Origin of the sequence: Methylobacterium sp. Leaf123, assembly GCF_001423405.1 — a bacterium.
GTDB lineage: Bacteria > Pseudomonadota > Alphaproteobacteria > Rhizobiales > Beijerinckiaceae > Methylobacterium.
Genome location: NZ_LMNS01000012.1, coordinates 187,380 through 204,069, shown reverse-complemented (window position 1 = coordinate 204,069; position 16,690 = coordinate 187,380). Strand labels below are relative to the sequence as shown.

The following is a 16,690-nucleotide window of genomic DNA, read 5'->3' as shown; positions in this document are numbered from 1 at the left end:
ATCACCCTCGCAATCCGGCCCGCGTGGCCGATTCCTTTGTCGTTTTGCGCCCCTCGGCCGAACGAACGTCCGATCGCGGGGCCGCGCGGTCATGGTGTGAGAAAAGGCGTGTGGTGCTCTGCCACTGAGCTACGGACCTTGCGGCCCGGCGGGATTCGAACCCGCGACCTCCCCGTTTACAGCGGTAACCTTTCCTCTTCGGCCCGCGCGTTTGACTATTTTCCTACAACTCAGCCGCGAACAGCCCTGCGGTCATGGATGTCGGGGACGGGTTTGCTGAGCTACGGGCGCAAGGCCCGGCGGAATTCGAAACCGCGACCTCCGCGGCCTGGGCCGCGGCGCTCTACCGATAACCGCCCCCGTTCGGCCCGCAGGGGCCGCCGGGATGAGGCGTGGGGGGAATTGGGTTGGCCGAGCCGGAGCGGCGGCCACGCGGGCATGGGGGTGCGAACGGGATGTCCTTTCGGACAACCGCGCCATCCGCCCGAAGGCGTCCGGCATTCGATTCCCTGAGATAACCGTCCGCTATCGGCCCGCGTGGCCGACCGTATCTCGTGCGATCGGATACGAGCGCATCGACCATGGCCGCTCAGACCCTGGACGGGCGAAAGCGGCGACGCATAGATCGTCGAGTTTCATGCCTTGCTCCGTCGAGGCGGGGCCAATGGGAAGCGCGGACGTGAGAACGGACGATCGGGGCTTCACGAGAGAGGTGATAACCGATGCCCACCGGCCCGCGCCGGTGATGTTGTTCGAACTGAGAGCCGGACATGGACGCGAAGGAGCGTCAGCTTTCCCGATACGGGGAAGGGGTAACGCTCGTTTCCCAGGCCCGGCTGAGCCGATGGGTTGTGCTTACGGTTGCACCCAGATTGCGTCAACCCGAAACTTGAAAATTCTTTCAGCTTCACGCATCTCCCCTCCATGAACCCATCCGCCATCACCCCCGCCCAGATCCGCGCCGGCCGCGGTCTCCTCAAATGGACGCAAGGGGTTCTGGCGAGTCGGGCCGCAGTGTCGGTGGTGACGCTGAACATGATCGAGAGCGATCAGGTCGCCCCGCGTGCAAAGACCCTCGACGCGATCCGCACGGTGCTCGAAGGCGAGGGCATCCGCTTCATCGGCGATGCGAGCGAAGGCTTCGGCGTGATGATGCGGCCGGGGCAAGGGTCACAACAGGGGCCGAAGCCGGGGAAGACGTCGAGATCGATGCGGGCCGCAGGGTGAGCGCCCGCATCGATCTCAACGCCGATCTCGGCGAGGGTTTCGGGCCCTGGCGCCTAGGCGACGACGCCGCGCTCCTCGACATCGTCACCTCGGCCAACATCGCCTGCGGCTTCCATGCGGGCGACCCCGACATCATGGTCGAGACGGTGCTGGCCGCGAAGGCGCGGGGCGTGGCGGTCGGCGCCCATCCCGGCTTTTCGGATCTGCGCGGCTTCGGCCGAAGCCGGATCCAGGAGAGTCCCAGACGAATCGAGCGCGACATCGCCTATCAGATCGGTGCGCTCCAGGCCTGCGCCGCCCTGGCCGGTGCCCGCGTCACCCATGTCAAAGCGCACGGCGCGCTCGCCAACCTCTCCAACGAGGACGACGCGGTCGCCGACGCCCTGGCCCGCGCCGTGGCCGGCGTCGATTCCAGCCTCGCCCTGGTGGTGATGCCGGGGCTCGCCGCCGAGCGCGCCGGCGAGCGGGCCGGGCTGACCCTCGTGCGGGAGATCTATGCCGACCGCGCCTATGCCGAGGACGGCACGCTCGCCCCCCGCGGCGCGCCCGGCGCGGTGATCCACTACGCGGGCGAAGCGGCCCTGCGCGTCGCCCACATGGTCGGGGAGGGCGCCGTGTTCACGCTGGGCGGGCGGCGCATTCCGGTCGCGATCGACACGGTCTGCGTCCACGGCGACAATCCGGAGGCGCTGGCGATGGCACGCGCGGTACGGGCCGGACTCGAGCGCGCGGGGTTGAGCCTTCGCCCCTTCGCCGAGTCTTTGGCCAAGTCCTGAAGGACGTCTCCGTCACGGCGACGTTTCAGGGATCGATTTTAGCCCGCTCACGGTTTCTTGAGTTCAGACGCCTTCGGGCGCCGGCCCGTACGCGGGCCCGTGACGACGACCGCCCGGATCGACCGCGGATCGTCGTGCGGAGCCCGCCTGGACCCTTGTGAGCGAGACCGAGACCCGCATCGCGACGTGATCCGTCGGGCCTCGGATGAAGCGTGGCGTGAGAAGGAAGCCCGGCCTGACATGAAGCGTATATCCCCCGCTGAGGGCTTCATCGTGCCGCCGCGCCCGACGCGCGTGTCCGCGGCCGAGACGCCCAAAGGTCCGCTCGTCTCCTCCCTCGTCGTGTTCGCGATCATCGTCGCGGGCCTCTTCTTCGCGCGCGAGGTGCTGATCCCCATCGCGATCGCGGTGCTGCTCTCCTTCGTGCTCGGCCCGCTGGTGAATCTCCTGCGCCGGCTGCGGCTGGGGCGGGCCTTCGCGGTGCTGGTCTCGGTGCTGCTCACCGCCGGGATCATCGCCGCGGTGTCCACCGTCATCGGCGTGCAGGTCGCCGAACTCGCGCAGGATGTGCCGCGCTACCAGCGCACCGTCGAACGCAAGATCGAGGGGCTGCGTGCCGGCACGCTCGGCCAGACGATGGACTACATCGCCAACATCAACCGGGCGATCCACCAGGGCGGCGAGGAGAGCAAGGAATCGGCCGAGAAGGCCAAGCAGCAGGCCGCCCGCGACGGCAACCGCAAGGCCGAGCCGGAGCCGCCGAAGCCGCTGCTGGTCGAGGTGGAAGAGCGCCGTCCGGGCCCGCTCGAACTCGCCACCACCGTGCTGGCGCCGGTGGCGCAGCCGCTCGCAACCGCCGGCATCGTCTTCGTCGTGCTCCTGTTCATCCTGATGCAGCGGGAGGATTTGCGCGACCGCCTGATCCGGCTCGCGGGTTCGAGCGACCTCCACCGCACGACCGTGGCGATGGACGACGCGGCCGGGCGGCTCTCGCGCTACTTCCTGGGCCAACTCGCCCTCAACTCCGCCTTCGGCGTCGTCATCGGCGTCGGGCTCTGGATCATCGGCGTGCCGAGCCCCGTGCTGTGGGGCATCTTCGCGCTCGTCATGCGCTTCGTGCCCTATATCGGCGCCTTCCTCTCGGCGGTCCTGCCGATCGCGCTCGCGGCGGCGGTCGATCCGGGCTGGAGCATGGTGCTGGCGACCTTCCTGCTCTTCGTCATCGTCGAGCCCATCGTCGGGCAGATCATCGAGCCCTTGGTCTACGGCCACTCGACCGGCGTCTCACCGTTCTCGGTGCTGGTCTCGGCCCTGTTCTGGACCTGGCTGTGGGGACCGGTGGGCCTCCTGCTCTCGACGCCGCTCACCGTCTGCCTCGTCGTGCTCGGGCGCCACGTCGATCGGCTCGAATTCCTCGACGTGCTGTTCAGCAACCGCCCGGCGCTGACGCCGATCGAGAACTTCTACCAGCGCATGCTCGCCGACGACCCGGAGGAGGCGCAGGAACATGCCGACCTGATCCTGCGCGAATGCTCGCTCTCGGCCTATTACGACGACGTGGTGCTGAAGGGCCTCGAACTCGCCTCACGAGACGCCGCCCGCGGCGTGCTGACGCCGAGCCAGAAGGACGAGATCCGCGCCTCGATCACCGCGCTCGTGGAGGAGCTGGAGGATCGCGAGGATGCCGTGCCCGATCCGGCCTCCAAATCCACCCGCCTCTTCGAGGGGGCCGGCGGCACCGGCGAAGCGGAAAGCGCCTGCAAGAACGGGCCGATCGCCGATCCCGACCCCGGCGAGCTGCCCGCCGCGTGGCGGGCCGACGGGGCGGTGCTTCTCGTCTCCGGCCGCGGCTTCCTCGACGGGGCGGCGACCGCCATCGCCGACCAGCTCCTGCGCAAGCGCGGTTTCGGCACGCGGCAGGTGCCCTTCGCCGACGTCGCACGGGTGCGCATCGCCGAGTGGCAGCCGGGTCCGGCGCAAGCGGTCTGCGTGATCTCGCTGGCGCTGTCCGGCGAGCCGACCCATCTGCGCCGCCTCGTCTCGCGGCTGCGCCAGAAGATCGACAGCGTGCCGATCGTTGCCGGGCTGTGGCGCCTCGACGAGCCGATGCTCGCCGACGACGCGGTGCGGGCCAAGCTCGGCGCGGACGACCACGTCACCTCCCTGCGCGACCTGATCGAGACGATCCTCGCCCTCGCCCGCAACGAGGGCGACCCGGAGCGGTCCGAGCGGAGTGATGCGGCCACGCCCCCGCGGCAGGCTTTGCCCGAGCCGGCTTGACGGAACGGTCTCCCGACGGCTTCGTCTCAGTCCGTCAATGGGAGGCTGCCCCCCGATGAGCGTCGTCGATCTCGCCCGGTTCATGGAAGACCTCGCCACCCAGTCCGGAGCGGCGATCCTGCCGTTCTTCCGGGCGCATTTCGGCCTGGACGACAAGTCCCACGGGACAGGCCATGCCTTCGACCCGGTCACCGAGGCGGACCGCGCGGCGGAAGCGGTGATGCGGCGGATGATCAACGACCGGCTGCCGAACCACGGCATCCTCGGCGAGGAATTCGGCTCGGAGCGGGCGGATGCGGAATGCGTCTGGGTGCTCGACCCCATCGACGGCACCCGCGCCTTCATCAGCGGCTTGCCGACCTGGGGCACGCTGATCGGCCTGACCCATCACGGCGCGGCCGTGCGCGGCCTGATGCACCAGCCCTATCTCGGCGAGCGTTTCCTCGGCGACGGCAAGACGGCGAGCGTGCGCTCCGCGAAGGGCGAACGCCCCCTGCATACCCGCCGCAACGAGACGCTCGGCAACGCCATCCTCGCCACCACCGACCCGCGCCTGTTCGCGGACGGGGAGGAGGCCGAGCGCTTCCGGGCGATCGAGGGACAGGTGAAGATGTCCCGCTACGGCACCGACTGCTACGCCTATTGCATGCTCGCGGCCGGCCAGATCGACCTCGTGGTCGAGGCAGGGCTGAAGCCCTACGACATCGTCGCGCTGATCCCGATCGTCGAGGGCGCGGGCGGGGTCGTCACGAGCTGGGATGGCGGCCCGGCCACCGGCGGCGGGCGGATCCTGGCCGCCGGAGACCGCCGGCTGCACGAGGCTGCGATGAAGGTTCTCAATCCGTGAGAGCCTGAGCCTTCTCGGCGATGGCGTGATGGCCGTGGCCGGGGATGTACGCGTCGAAAGCCGCCCAGAAATCGGCGCGGATTGCGTCGCACTCGGTCAAGATCTCGTGGCGGGCGCCCGGCAGCACGATCAGGTGCCCGGTCTTGAGCCGGGCGGCGAAGCGCTCGAGCGCCGGGGTGCTGCAGACGGGGTCGGCCCCGGCCCCGACGATCAGGCAGGGGGTGCGGATCCGCCGGATCATCGCCGGATCGTCCAGCCGCCGCATCGCCCGGAAGGCGGAGGCGAGCCAAGCGACGGTCGGGTCGCCGACTGCCCCGGCCCCGACCTCGCGGGCGGCGGCCGCGTTGCGGGCGTAGCGCACGGGGTCGGTCGAGAGGCGGTTGCCGGCAAACGGCTTCGTGGCGATCGAGACCTTGCCGCCGGTGGGCACGTAGCTGCGCCCGAGGCCCAGCCGGTGCAGGAGGCGCATGAGCAGCGACACCGCCGCCGGCCAGCGCACCATGCGGATCGACAGCATCGGGGCGAGGGTGACGAGCCGCCGGAACGGCAGCCAGCCCTCGGCCGAGCCCGTCAGGGCCACCGCCCCGCCCATGGAATGGGCGAGCCCGAAATGCGGCTCCGGCATCATCGGCATGAGCACGGTCTCGGTGATCGCCTTCAAGTCGAGGCGGTAATCGTCGAAGTGGCGGACATGGCCCTTATGGGCGTCGCGGACCTGACGGCCGGAATCGCCCTGGCCGCGCCAGTCGAAGGCGACCACGCAGAAGCCGCGGGCGCGCAGCTCCGCGATCGTCTCGAAATACTTCTCGATGAACTCAGCCCGGCCCTGAAGCAGGCAGACCGTGCCCTTCACGCTGCGGGTCGTCGGCTGCCACGTCGCGGCCCGCAAGGGCACGCCGTCGGCGGTCTCGACCGGCACGAGGCGGGCGCCGGGCGGCACCGGATTGCCGGGGGTGGGACGCAGGGTCAGCACGGCCGGCTCACCTCAGAAAAATTTTTGCTCAAGCTCACGCGAAATCCTCGCAAACAGACCCTTGCGCGGTTTTTGGGGCCCACCAATATCACCGATGCGCCGGCCGAGACGGCGGCGCGACGGTCCGGCCCACGGGCGGACCCGAATACATCGAGCATGTTGCTTCTTCTGGAGGATATGTGATGCGTCAGTTCGATCTTGCCCCCCTGTACCGTTCCACCGTCGGTTTCGACCGTCTGTTCTCGGCCCTCGACGGTTTCGTGAGCACCGAAGCGGCTCCGACCTATCCGCCCTACAACATCGAGCGTACCGGAGAGAACGTCTACCGCGTCACCGTCGCGGTGGCCGGCTTTACCGAGGCCGACCTGTCGATCGAGGTGAAGGAGAATGCCCTCACCATCAAGGGTGAGCGTAAACCCGCCGAGGGCAAGTCCGCCGAAGTGCTCTACCAGGGCATCGCCGCCCGCGCCTTCGAGCGCCGATTCCAGCTCGCCGACCACGTCCAGGTCACCGGCGCCGCGCTGGAGAACGGCCTCCTGCATGTCGATCTCGTCCGCGAGGTCCCGGAGGCGAAGAAGCCGCGCCGCATCGAAATCGCAAGCCGGCCGTCGAGCCAGCCGGTGATCGAGGGCTCGGTCCAGCAGCAGGCCGCCTAACCGCTCAGCCGCGAGGCTGACCCCGTAGGGGAGCGCCCCGGCCGCCGAGGCCGGGGCGCTCTCATATGCCTGGGTCAAAAATCCCCGAACCGGTCGCCCGGTCCGGGCTCGTAGCAGGTGAAGCCGACGAAACAGCCCGGATTGTCGCTCGTCGGCACGAAGGCGCGACGGCCGATCTCCGTGGCCTCGCAGAACGAGCGGTCGCGCACGAAGCGGTCGAAGGTCGGCCCACCGGTGCCGAGCACCGCCGCGCCCTGCCGCATGACCACGGCGCGGGCCTGGGCGCAGGTGAGGGTCGTGGTGGAGGTGCGTTGCGCCAGGGCAGGCCCGATGCCGGCGAGCAGGGCAACGCAGACCAGGGCGCATCGCATCACGGGGGTCCGGGCAGAGGAAATCCGATTCCTCAACCGTGCCGGTCACGGATGGATCCCGTCGAGCTCCGGCAGCAGCACCACGCTTTCCTGCTCGTTCGGATCGGTGCGGGCGATGAGCGCCGTGCACGGTTCGGTCGGGCTCGGATTGTAGGGCAGGTGCGGCACCCCGGCCGGAATGTAGAAATACTCGCCGGGCCGCAGCTCGGTGTGGTGCTCCAGCCGCTCGCCCCACCATGTGCAGGAGGTGCCCGCGAGGGCGTAGATCGCGGTCTCGTGGCCCTCATGCTTGTGCGCCTTGGCCCGCGCTCCCGGCGGGATCGTCACCATCTGCAGGTGCAGGCCCGTCGAACCCGCCGATTCCGCGGAGATGCCGGGCGCGTAGGAGAGCCCCTGCTTGCCGATGAAGGCCTCGCCGGGCCGCACCACCCGGCAGAGCGCCGCGCCTGCGCCGGTCATCGCACTACATATCCCCGAAAGCGAACTGCCCCTGGGGGGCGGCCGGCCGCTTTGCCGCGCGCGGCGTCTCTTTGCGAAGAGCCGGCTTCGGGCGCGGTTTGGGGTCGGCCCGCATCCGCGCCTTCGCCTTGTCGCGGGCCACCGCCTCGGGGGCGTGCGGATCGTCGTCGAGCCACTTGCCGCGCTTGATCACCTCGTTGACCCGGCCCTGGTTCACCCCGACCTTGAAGGCGATCTCCTGCTGGGTCATGCCGGTGGAGGCGTGCAGTTCCAGGATGGCGCGGGCGAGATCCGGCGTCATCTTCTGGCCCGTGATGCGCCGCGCCGGGCGGATGGTGCGGGTCTGGCGGTCACGCTCGCGCAGGCGCTCCAGCAGGGCGAGCGCCATATGCATGCCGTGCTCGCGCAGAGCCTCCTCGAATTCCTTCAGCGTCGCCATGGCCGGCTCCTCGTCCGGGAGCGGACGTTCAGCGGGAAGAACGCTCCGCCCATGCCCCAGGTTGCCGATCAGGAGACGCGCGCACGCGCAGCGGGGCAAGCGGACGGACGGTCTCGTCCACCGCAAAACGTTCGGGCACGACCGACCCGATGCCGCGGCGGGGCGGCCTGTTGGCAGAGCGTGAGCCGGTCGGTTACACCGCGCACCATCCAATCGTGCGGGAAGTGCCAGCCATGATCAGCCCCGTTCACCCCGTCTCCCGCGCCGAGGCGGTGCCGGGCGCGCCCGGTCTCGTCGAGGCGCTGGAGAGCGGCGCGGTCCTCGTCTTCCGCGATCTCGACTTCCCCTTCGACGCCTTCGAGCAGCGTTTCGTCGAGCGCCCCTTCGCCGACGGCAAGGCCAAGAACGTCGCGATCCGCAACGAGACCGCCGAATTGAGGGGCGGGGCCGGCAGCGCTGAGGAGCAGGCGCGCCTGCGCGACCTGCTGGTCCGTTACCGCCGCTTCTCGCAGGACCTGATCGCGACCTATCTCCCGGCCTACCGCGAAAAGGTCTCGCTCGCGGGCACCTCCTATCGGCCGTTCGACGTCGACAAGCGCAAGCTGAGCTGGCGGCGCGACGACACGCGCATGCATGTCGATGCCTTCCCCTCCAACCCGATCGGCGAGCGGCGCATCCTGCGCATCTTCCGCAACATCAACGCCGAGGGGCAGCCGCGGCTGTGGCGGGTCGGCGAGGATTTCGGCTCAATGGCCGAGAAATTCCTGCCCAAGCTTCCCGGCTATTCCAGCCTCTCGGCGAGCGTGCTGGCCGCGCTCAAGATCACCAAGGCCAAGCGCTCGGAATACGACCACCTGATGCTGCACCTCCACGACGCCCTGAAGCGCGACCTGGATTATCAGGCCAACGCGCCCCAGGCGGATGTGCGCTTCCAGCCCGGCGAGACCTGGGTGACCTTCTCCGACCTCGTGATGCACGGCGCCATGGGCGGACGCTACATGCTGGAGCAGACCGCCTATATCGCGGTCGCCGACCAGGCCGACCCGGAGAAGAGCCCGCAGCGGATCCTGGCCAAGAAGCTCGGGCGGCCGCTGAAGCACTGACGGGTCACGTCGGCTCCTCCGGCCCTTCCGTGAATTCCCGCCACAGCAGGATCAGAGCGGCCATCACCGCCGGGCCGACGAACAGGCCGAGCAGCCCGAACGTCTCGACGCCGCCGAGGATGCCGAGCAGCACCCACAGGAAGGGCAGGCGGGTGGTGCCGCCGATCAGCACCGGGCGCACGAAGTGGTCGGCGACGAAGGTGACGACGAAGCCCGCCGCCACGACGACCGCGGCGGGGACGACCGCCCCGCCCGCCAGGAGCAGCACGGCGGCGAGGCCGAAGGCCAGCGGCGCGCCGAAGGGGATCATCGCCGCGACCGCGGTGAGCGCCCCGAACAAAACCGGATGCGGCACGCCGGCAAAGGCGTAGACGATCCCGAGCAGGAAACCCTCGCCGATCCCGACGAGGACGAGCCCGTCCACCGTGCCGTGGACGGAGGCCACCATCTGGCGCGCCACCCGCTCGCCGCGCGGCCCGAACAGGCGATGGCTCGCCCGGAGCGTCTGCGCGATCACCGTATCGCCGTCGCGGAACAGGAAGAACAGCGCCAGCAGGCAGAAGCCGAACAGCACCACCCGGTGCACCAACCCCGCCCCGAGCGTGCGGGTGAGGTCGCGGTTCGAGGTCGTGTTGAGCCGCTCGCTCAACTCGTGCGCCAGCCCCGCATGGGCGAGGTGGGCGTTCCACCATTCGGTGACGGCGACCGCGCCGTAGGGCAGGCGGGCGACGAAATCCGGCACCGGGATGCCGTTGCGTTCGGCCTCGCGGGCATAGGCCAGGAGGTCGTGCGCCTCGCGCCCCGCCTCGACCGCGAGCACCGCGATGGGCAGCAGCAGAACCAAGGCGACGAGGCCGGTGAAGATGGCCGGCCAGAGGATGTTGTGCCGCCCCGGCGGGACGCGGCGGCGCGCACGGGCAAAGAGCGGCCAGAGCGCGATGGCGAGCACCACCGCCCAGACCAGCGCCCGCAGGAAGCCGGACAGGATGTAGAGGCCGAGCGCCAGCAGCCCCGCGACGAGGAGGGCGCGCAGCACTCTCTGGCTGCGGGCGGCCTCAGGTTCCGTCCGATCCATGCCGCCCATCGCCGCCTCACTCCGTTCCGCCGCTCTATCGGCGCAAGCGACCTTTGGCGAGCACAGCGGCAATCCAGAGGCGGCGTCAGGCCGCCGCGCGGTCGCGCCCTTGCGCCTTGGCGCGATAGAGGGAGCGGTCGGCCCGCTCGATGGCGGCGGCAAAGTCCGTCTCGCCCGGCTCGACCGCGGCAATGCCGAGGCTGATGGTCCGGGCCGGGAGGTCATCCACACGGGCGACCGCGTGGCGGATTTCGTCGGCGAGCCAGCGCGCCTCGGCCGGGCTTCGTTCGGACACGAGCAGCACGAACTCGTCGCCGCCGAGCCGGACGAGGCCGGCTTCCGGTTCGGGAACGACGGCCTGGGCGCAGGCGGCAACGGCCACGAGCACCCGGTCTCCGACGGCGTGACCGTGCCGGTCGTTGATCGCCTTGAAGTGATCGACATCAAGCGCAATCACCGCCGTGCCGGAATGCAGCAGGCGGGGGGCGAGGGCGGCAAGCCCGGCCCGGTTCCAGGCGCCGGTCAGCGGATCGCGCAGGGCCGCCTCGCGTAGCGCCGCCTGCGCCCGCTCGCCGGGCATGGCGATGAGGCCGAGATTGAGCACGGCCAGCAGCACTTGGTCGGACACGAGGGGGATCAACGCCGCCATGTTGGTGGCCGTGCCGCCCACCGCTTCCGCCGCGATCGCCGCGAGGAAGCCCGGTATGTAGGCGAGGAGCGCCGCCCCGGCGATCCGCCGCCCCCGTGAAGGCGGGGAGCCCCGGCCGAAGGCAAGCGCGCCGCCGACGATGGCCATGCTCAGCAGGCTGCCGAACGTCCCGCCGATCCGGGGGGCCGCGCTGTCAGGGCTAAAGGCGAGGGCGGGCAGGATGTAGCCGAGGCCCGAGGCCAGGATCGGCAGCAGCATCCAGGGGCGGAAGGGTGCGCGCCCATCGAAGCGGCGCACGCCCGTCAGCACAGCAAGCGTACTGGCCGATAATCCGCCATAGAGCATGCCGATCTGTAGCGGCGTGTGGGCGAGATAATTGAAGCTCGGGACCCCCGCCGCGTAGATCAGCGAGCCGGCGGCCCAGTGCAGAAAATAGGTCTCATCGCGCCGCCCGACCCAGAGGCACGCGAACACGCCGAAGAAGGCGAGGCTCGACAAGGTGCTGCACAGGCCCAGCGTCGGGATATTCGGCAGTTCGAGCATGATCCTGGGACAGCGTTCGGATGCCGAATCGGTCGAGCCGGCACCATGCCGCCAAAAGCTTAAGAACGACAGTTTTCGTCTCAGTCCATCCTCATGATGACCGGGAGCATGGGTCCTGCTCCGACGAAGACCGGATTCGTCACCCTCCTCGCCTCACCTTGGGCAGCACCACGCCGGGAAGGCGGCCGCCCGAAATCGGAACGAACTGCGAACAAAGGCTTGACCTGCCCAGCACCCGGACGCACTGTTCATGGAACGTTCCGGACCGATTCGCTGCCCCGGCGCAGCGCTAAGGCAGGAGGCTTCCATGATCGAGATCGGCTTCGACGACGACGGGCTCGACCGGCCGGCTCCTGCGGCGCGGCAAATGTCCCCGGACCGCGACTGGCGCATCCTCGAGGAAGGCGTCGAACATCCGGCAAGCGGCTATTTCATCGCCCGCGAGGAGATCGCCAGCCGTCGCGGCGACGGGCTGTGGACCTGGCCGATGCAGCTCGCCGAAAAGGCGTGGTGTGCGCCACTCGGCTTCCGGCGGGTCTTCCTGGCCGCCCTCGACCGCTACGGTGTGGCGGCGGACGCGGATCTTGATCGCTCCTTCGCCCTGGGCTTCGGCATTCAGGATGCAGGGCAGCGGCACAACGACCGCTTCGTGGCGCTCGGCGAATTGGTGCGCCCGCGCACGGCGGAGCGCAAGCGGACGGTGCCGGCGGAGGGCCGCCGCACCGGTCGCGAGCGGCCGCGGCAGGGGGCGGACACCCGCGTGCCGGCGCTCGACCTCAGCCGCTCGGCGGGCTGAGGAATAGGGCGGGAGGCGGGCCGGCGGCGACGCCCGAGGTTGCCCGTGCTCCATCGCTTCGTGTAAGGGGTCGCGATCTTTTCATAAGCGCCATCGGGAACCGGCGGCGAAGCGGGGCCGCAGACCGGCTCGGGCGCCATGGGGGCGTGCCGCGTGAGGGGTTGGCGACGCCGGATATGAAGAATCAAGAAAGCGGCCACCCCTAATGTCGAACGAGACTGCCACCTTCGACCGCGTCGCGGACATCATTGCCGAGACGGCGGACATTCCGCGTGACAAGATCACGCCCGAGAGCCACGCCATCGACGATCTCGGCATCGATTCGCTCGCCTTCCTCGACATCGCCTTCGCGGTCGACAAGGCCTTCGGCATCAAGCTGCCGCTGGAGCGCTGGACCCAGGAAGTCAACGAGGGCAAGGTTCCGGCCGAGCAGTACTTCGTGCTGAAGAACCTCTGCGCCCGCATCGACGCTCTGGTCGCCGAGAAAGCCGCCAAAGCCTAATCCGTCGGCGCTCCGAGAGCATGATCCTGGATCCCTGATCCGGGACGATGCTCTCGGAACTTGTTTTTGCATCGTCTTTTCCCGAAATCCGGCCACCACCGTTCGGGACGATGCTCTGAGGAATCGCGCGCGATGCGGCTCGAATATTTCGAGATGATCGACTCCGTGGTGCGGCTCGACCGCGCCGCCGGCCGCATCGAGGCGCGGGCGCTCGTGCCCGAGGCGAGCCCGGTCTTCGAGGGGCATTTCCCCGGCCACCCGCTGGTGCCGGGCGTCCTGCTCACCGAGACCATGGCGCAAGCCTCCGGCTACCTCGTGCTGGCGCATCTCGACTTCGCGCAGATGCCGTTCCTCATGGCCGTGGACAAGGCGCGCTTCCGCTCCTTCGTCGGCCCCGGCGCCGCCCTCGACATCACGGCGAGCCTGGAGCACGACGGCTCCGGCTACGCGGTGACGAAGGCCGCCATCCGCCACGAGGGCAAGGCGTTGTGCGACGCGGAGCTGCGGTTCCGCACCATGCCGTTTCCGGAAGGCCTCGACGCGCCGATGCGCGAACGCGCCCGGAAGATCGGCCTTCTGGATGGAGCCCAATCGTGAGCCGTCCGCAGGCCCGTGACGTCCAGGCTCGCGACGTCGTCGTCACCGGGATCGGCCTCGTCTCCTGTGCCGGCGAGGGAATCGAGCCCCACCTGGCCGCCTTTGCCGCGAATGCGCAGCCGCGCACGGATGCGGAGACCTTCGCGCCCTATCCGGTGCATCCGGTGGCTCCGGTGAGCCTCGACACGCAGATCCCGAAGAAGTCGGATCAGCGGCAGATGGAGGCGTGGCAGCGGCTCGGCGTCTACGCTGCCGGCCTCGCGCTCGATTCGGCCGGGGTGAAGGAGGATGCGGGCTTCAAGTCGGCGCTGCCGCTCGTGGTGGCGGCGGGCGGCGGCGAGCGCGATTACGCGGTCGACGGCGCGATCCTCACCGGCCTGCGCGGCACCAACGATCCCGGCGCCTTCCTCAACGAGCGGCTCCTCAACGACCTGCGGCCGACCCTGTTTCTGGCGCAGCTCTCGAACCTGCTCGCGGGCAATATCAGCATCGTCCACGGCGTCACCGGCGCCTCGCGCACCTTCATGGGCGAGGAGTCGAGCGGCGTCGATGCGCTGCGCATCGCCCATGCCCGGATCGCCTCGGGCCAGGTCGAGACCATGATGGTGGGCGGCTCCTACAACGCCGAGCGGCCCGACGTGATGGTTGTCCATGAAATGGGCGGCTACCTTCTCAAGACCGCCTACCGGCCGGTCTTCGAGCGGGAGTCTGAGGGCAGGGGCGGCTTCGTGCTCGGCAGCGCCGCTGCCTTCCTCGTGCTGGAAGCGGCCGACCATGCCGCCGCCCGTGGCGCCAAGGCCCTGGCCCGGCTGATGCCGGTGGCCAACGACCGGGTGGCCCGCGCACCGGGCAGCGTCTCCGCGAGCCTGACCCGCCTCATCGGCGAGGCCGGGATCGCGCGGCCGGACATGGTGCTCTCGGGCGCCACCGGCCTGTCCGACCTCGCGGCGGAGGAGATCGCCGGCATCCACGCGGCGCTGCCGGGCGCACCCATCCGTGCCACGGGCGATATGATCGGCCATCCGATGGAGGTCACGGCCCCGTTCGGGGCGGCTCTGGCCGCGGCGCTCTGCGCGGCCGGATCGGCCTCGGACGTCGCGGTCACCTCGGTCGGCCACCGCCGCGGCGAGGGCGTGATCCGCGTCGTGAAGGTCTAAAGCATCGTCCCGAAAGGTGGTTGCCGGCTTTCGGAAAAAGATGATGCAGAGACAAGAGGCTAACGCCTCGTCCCGAAAGGCGACCGCCGGCTTTCGGGATGGTGGCGATGCGAGAACGAGTGTCCGCCGCTTCGGAGACCGCGCCGCGGCGGTCCGGATGCGTGCCGGCCGTAACCATGGTCTGAGGCCCCGATGCCAGAACCGCGCTCCTCATCCACCCACGATGCCCAGGGACGCCCGCTCGTCGCGGTGACGGGCCTCGGCATCGTCACCTCGCTCGGCCGCGGCGCCACCGAGAACTGGGACGCGCTGACGACCGGGCGCTCCGGCATCCGCGCCATCAGCCGCTTTCCCACCGAGGGCCTGCGCACCCGCATCGCCGGCACCGTCGATTTCCTCGACACCGACCCGCTGGTGGCCCCGCTTCTGTCCGAGCGCTTCGCCATGGTGGCGGCCGAAGAGGCAGTGACGCAATCCGGCATCGGCGCGGGCTTTCCGGGCGGGCTGTTCGTGGCGGTGCCGCCGGTCGAGATGGAATGGCCGCAGCGGCAGGCCCTGGCGGAGGCCGCGGGCGAGCCCGACGAGGTGACCTATGCGGGGCTCCAGCGGGCCGCCGCGTCCCGCAGCTTCGATGCGTGGCACGACCTGTTCATCTTCGGCACGGTAGCCGACCGGCTCGCCGACCGCTTCGGCACCCGCGGTTCGCCGATCTCGCTCTCGACCGCCTGCTCCTCGGGCGCCACCGCGATCCAGCTCGGCGTCGAGGCGATCCGCCGGGGCGAGATGGACGCCGCGCTTTGCATCGGCACCGATGGGTCGGTGAACCCGGAATCGCTGATCCGCTTCTCGCTGCTCTCGGCGCTCTCGACCCAGAACGACCCGCCGGAGGCCGCCTCGAAGCCGTTCTCGAAGAACCGCGACGGCTTCGTCATGGGCGAGGGCGCCGCCGCTCTGGTCCTCGAAAGTGCCGAAACCGCCAGGGCGCGGGGGGCGACCATCCTCGGCTACGTGCTCGGATGCGGCGAGAAGGGCGACGGCTTCCACCGCACCCGTTCCAGCCCCGACGGGGCGCCGGTCATCGCGGCGATGCGCGCGGCTCTCGATGATGCGGGCGTCACGCCCGAGGCCATCGATCACGTCAACGCCCACGGCACCTCGACGCCGGAGAACGACAAGATGGAGGCGCTCGGCTGCTCGGCGGTGTTCGGCGAGCGGGTGGGCCGTCTGCCGATCTCCTCCAACAAGTCGATGATCGGCCATACGCTGACCGCGGCCGGGGCGATCGAGGCGGTGGTCTCGTTGCTGACGATCCAGAACGGGCGCATCCCCCCGACCATCAACTACGCGGTGCCCGATCCCGCGCTGCTCCTCGACGTGGTCGGAAGCGCCCGCGACGTCCGCGTCTCGCGGATCCTGTCGAATTCCTTCGGCTTCGGCGGGCAGAACACTTGCCTCGTCCTGGGAGACGAGCCGGCATGAGTACGACCCGCAAGTCCGTCCTCGTCGTCGGCGGCGCCTCCGGGCTCGGCGCGGCGACCGTCCGCGCCCTGGCCGCGGCCGGCCACGCCGTGACCTTCACCTACCGCTCCTCGCCGGAGCGGGCGCAGGCGCTCGCCGACGAGCTGGTGCCGGTGCACGGCGAAGGCAGCGTCAGCGCCCGCGCCCTCGACCTGTCGAACCGCGACGCGGTGGAGGCCTTCTGCGAGTGGGCCGAGGGCGAGGGCTTCTACGGCTACGTCCACAATGCCGGCCAGTCGGCGGATGCGCTCGCGGCCATGCTCGACCGCGACCGGGCCGAGGCGGCGATGCAGGTGAATTTCTGGTCGATGACCCGGATCGCCAAGGCGCTGGTGCGCGGGATGACCCGGGCTCGGGCCGGGCGCATCGTCGCGATCGGTTCGGTGGCCGCGCTCCAGGCCAATGCCGGCAATGCGGCCTATGCGGCGACCAAGGGCGCCCTGATCGCCTATTGCCGGACGCTGGCGATCGAGTCGGCCAAGCGCGGCGTCACCGTCAACGTCATCGCTCCCGGCTTCATCGATACCGAGATGCTGGCATCCTATGCGAGCCACCGCGAGGGGATCGAGCGCCAGATCCCGCTCGGACGTTTCGCCAAGCCGGAAGAGGTCGCGGCGTTGGCTGCCTTCCTGATCGGGGAGGGCGGGGCCTACATCACCGGCGCGGTTTTGCCCGTCGATGGCGGCTTGACCGCGATGATGGGCATCCACCGCAACTGAACC

The 16,690-nt window shown here is 69.9% G+C and carries 18 protein-coding genes; 12 read left to right on the top strand and 6 right to left on the bottom strand.

Translation table 11 applies throughout. The features are described from left to right. Positions 1-924 precede the first annotated feature (924 nt). From ASF53_RS10630 to hisN, 4 genes are all read left to right on the top strand, one after another. Complete coding sequence (locus ASF53_RS10630) at positions 925-1,227, top strand: helix-turn-helix domain-containing protein (protein WP_056197731.1); 303 nt, start codon at positions 925-927, stop codon at positions 1,225-1,227. Next, a complete protein-coding gene (locus ASF53_RS10625) occupies positions 1,224-2,003 on the top strand; it encodes a LamB/YcsF family protein (protein WP_056197729.1) in 780 nt (259 codons plus the stop codon). Before ASF53_RS10630 ends, ASF53_RS10625 begins: the two co-directional genes overlap by 4 nt. Before the next feature lie 240 nt (positions 2,004-2,243). Continuing rightward, a complete protein-coding gene (locus ASF53_RS10620; protein WP_056197728.1) occupies positions 2,244-4,283 on the top strand; it encodes an AI-2E family transporter in 2,040 nt (679 codons plus the stop codon). Between the two features lie 55 nt (positions 4,284-4,338). After that, positions 4,339-5,130 (top strand): histidinol-phosphatase, encoded by a 792-nt coding sequence (hisN, locus tag ASF53_RS10615; RefSeq protein WP_056197726.1) that lies wholly within the window; start codon positions 4,339-4,341, stop codon positions 5,128-5,130. On the opposite strand, the gene ASF53_RS10610 is transcribed toward hisN, so the two are convergent. After that, on the bottom strand, positions 5,120-6,103 hold the full coding sequence (locus tag ASF53_RS10610) for an alpha/beta fold hydrolase (RefSeq protein ID WP_056197724.1): 984 nt from the start codon (positions 6,101-6,103) through the stop codon (positions 5,120-5,122). The two genes, hisN and ASF53_RS10610, sit on opposite strands and share 11 nt — an antisense overlap. Before the next feature lie 182 nt (positions 6,104-6,285). Here ASF53_RS10610 and ASF53_RS10605 point away from each other — a divergent pair, with 182 nt between their 5' ends. After that, positions 6,286-6,759, top strand: a complete 474-nt coding sequence (locus ASF53_RS10605; protein WP_056197722.1) for an Hsp20 family protein — start codon at positions 6,286-6,288, stop codon at positions 6,757-6,759. Between the two features lie 74 nt (positions 6,760-6,833). Here the strand turns inward: ASF53_RS10605 and ASF53_RS10600 are convergent, their stop codons facing one another. The 3 genes from ASF53_RS10600 to ASF53_RS10590 are packed head-to-tail and all read right to left on the bottom strand — an operon-like array spanning position 6,834 to position 8,028. After that, the gene (locus tag ASF53_RS10600; RefSeq protein ID WP_056197720.1) at positions 6,834-7,130 is read right to left on the bottom strand and encodes a hypothetical protein; all 297 of its coding nucleotides are present in this window, start codon (positions 7,128-7,130) and stop codon (positions 6,834-6,836) included. A 45-nt stretch (positions 7,131-7,175) separates the two neighbouring features. Further along, positions 7,176-7,589, bottom strand: a complete 414-nt coding sequence (locus tag ASF53_RS10595; RefSeq protein ID WP_056197719.1) for a cupin domain-containing protein — start codon at positions 7,587-7,589, stop codon at positions 7,176-7,178. A 4-nt stretch (positions 7,590-7,593) separates the two neighbouring features. Then, the gene (locus tag ASF53_RS10590; protein ID WP_056197717.1) at positions 7,594-8,028 is read right to left on the bottom strand and encodes a hypothetical protein; all 435 of its coding nucleotides are present in this window, start codon (positions 8,026-8,028) and stop codon (positions 7,594-7,596) included. Positions 8,029-8,261: 233 nt separating this feature from the next. On the opposite strand from ASF53_RS10590, the gene kdoO reads away from it, so the two are divergent. Then, positions 8,262-9,131 (top strand): Kdo hydroxylase KdoO, encoded by an 870-nt coding sequence (gene kdoO, locus ASF53_RS10585; RefSeq protein WP_056197715.1) that lies wholly within the window; start codon positions 8,262-8,264, stop codon positions 9,129-9,131. Between the two features lie 4 nt (positions 9,132-9,135). Here the strand turns inward: kdoO and ASF53_RS10580 are convergent, their stop codons facing one another. Next, complete coding sequence (locus ASF53_RS10580; protein WP_056197713.1) at positions 9,136-10,215, bottom strand: AI-2E family transporter; 1,080 nt, start codon at positions 10,213-10,215, stop codon at positions 9,136-9,138. A gap of 76 nt (positions 10,216-10,291) precedes the next feature. Beyond that, the gene (locus tag ASF53_RS26640; protein WP_082482636.1) at positions 10,292-11,398 is read right to left on the bottom strand and encodes a GGDEF domain-containing protein; all 1,107 of its coding nucleotides are present in this window, start codon (positions 11,396-11,398) and stop codon (positions 10,292-10,294) included. A 307-nt stretch (positions 11,399-11,705) separates the two neighbouring features. On the opposite strand from ASF53_RS26640, the gene ASF53_RS10570 reads away from it, so the two are divergent. The 6 genes from ASF53_RS10570 (at position 11,706) to ASF53_RS10545 (ending at position 16,687) form a co-directional block, all read left to right on the top strand. Next, positions 11,706-12,194, top strand: coding sequence for a hypothetical protein (locus tag ASF53_RS10570; RefSeq protein WP_056197710.1), 489 nt, complete (start codon positions 11,706-11,708; stop codon positions 12,192-12,194). A gap of 205 nt (positions 12,195-12,399) precedes the next feature. Next, entirely contained in the window at positions 12,400-12,696 is a 297-nt protein-coding gene (locus tag ASF53_RS10565; protein WP_003601886.1) for an acyl carrier protein, read from the top strand. A 132-nt stretch (positions 12,697-12,828) separates the two neighbouring features. Continuing rightward, the gene (locus ASF53_RS10560) at positions 12,829-13,293 is read left to right on the top strand and encodes an ApeI family dehydratase (RefSeq protein ID WP_056197708.1); all 465 of its coding nucleotides are present in this window, start codon (positions 12,829-12,831) and stop codon (positions 13,291-13,293) included. Then, positions 13,290-14,450 (top strand): beta-ketoacyl-ACP synthase, encoded by a 1,161-nt coding sequence (locus ASF53_RS10555; protein ID WP_056197705.1) that lies wholly within the window; start codon positions 13,290-13,292, stop codon positions 14,448-14,450. Before ASF53_RS10560 ends, ASF53_RS10555 begins: the two co-directional genes overlap by 4 nt. A 192-nt stretch (positions 14,451-14,642) precedes the next feature. Further along, the gene (locus tag ASF53_RS10550) at positions 14,643-15,929 is read left to right on the top strand and encodes a beta-ketoacyl-ACP synthase (protein WP_056197703.1); all 1,287 of its coding nucleotides are present in this window, start codon (positions 14,643-14,645) and stop codon (positions 15,927-15,929) included. After that, positions 15,926-16,687: an SDR family NAD(P)-dependent oxidoreductase gene (locus ASF53_RS10545; protein ID WP_056197701.1), complete on the top strand. Its 762-nt coding sequence runs from the start codon at positions 15,926-15,928 to the stop codon at positions 16,685-16,687. The genes ASF53_RS10550 and ASF53_RS10545 overlap by 4 nt, the downstream gene beginning before the upstream one ends. Positions 16,688-16,690: the final 3 nt, after the last annotated feature.